The sequence below is a fragment of the Halobacterium sp. KA-4 genome (assembly GCF_021028995.1).
Taxonomy (GTDB): Archaea; Halobacteriota; Halobacteria; order Halobacteriales; family Halobacteriaceae; genus Halobacterium.
In genome coordinates this window covers 1-1,042 of the sequence record NZ_JAJJZG010000055.1, presented here as the reverse complement: position 1 = coordinate 1,042, position 1,042 = coordinate 1, and the positions used below count along the sequence as shown (strand labels likewise).

The 1,042-nt window shown below is 55.9% G+C and carries 1 protein-coding gene; it reads left to right on the top strand.

The window, feature by feature from the left end; genetic code table 11:
- Positions 1 to 59: 59 nt before the first annotated feature.
- The coding region (locus LPA44_RS18005; protein ID WP_230890853.1) for an IS4-like element ISH8 family transposase at positions 60 to 1,042 on the top strand (983 nt) is incomplete at its 3' end.

Genomic DNA, 1,042 nt, shown 5'->3' with positions numbered 1-1,042 from the left:
CTTTCGGAAGGAATGAGGAAGTCCAGTCTGTGCACGACAAGGACTCCTCATCTCGGATTATGCGTCGGCTCACTACACTGTTTCCCTCTGAGTTCCTCGAAGAGCACGCCGAGGAACTCGGCGTGGTCGAACGTGACCGCAAGCTCCAGATCCCTGCCTTCGTTTGGGCATTCGTGTTCGGCTTCGCCGCAGGCGAAAGCCGAACACTCGCCGGGTTTAGACGCTGTTACAACTCGACTGCCGATGAGACGATCTCTCCGGGTGGATTCTATCAGCGGTTGACACCGACGCTTGCGGAGTATCTCCGCGACCTCGTCGAGCATGGTCTCGACGAGGTCGCTGTTCCTAACGCTGTTGACGCTGATATCGACCGATTTAGAGACGTGATGATCGCTGATGGAACGGTGTTGCGGTTACACGAATTTCTCTCAGATCAGTTCGAAGCCCGCCACGAGGAGCAGGCTGGAGCGAAGCTCCACCTGCTCCACAATGCCACAGAGCAGACGATTGAACGGCTCGATACTGCTAACGAGAAAACGCACGATAGCACCTTGTTCAAAACAGGGCCGTGGCTTGAGAATCGCCTCGTGTTGTTCGATCTCGCCTACTTCAAGTACCGCCGGTTTGCGCTGATCGACGAAAACGACGGCTACTTCGTGAGTCGGCTGAAGCAGAACGCGAATCCGCTGATTACGAGGGAGTTACGGGAATGGCGCGGTCGCGCCATTCCCTTAGAGGGCAAGCAGCTCCGAGCTGTTCTCGACGATCTCGATCGGAAGTACATCGATGTAGAAGTCGAAGTCGAATTCAAACGAGGGCCGTACAATGGGACGCGGTCACTAGATACGAAGCGATTTCGCGTCGTCGGCGTCCGCGACGAGGACGCCGACGACTACCACCTGTACATGACGAATTTAGCGAGGAAGGAGTTCTTTCCGGCGGATTTAGCGGAGATCTACCGCTGTCGGTGGGAAGTTGAGTTGCTGTTCCGGGAGCTGAAGACGCAGTACGAATTGGACGAGTTCGACACGAGTGACGAACA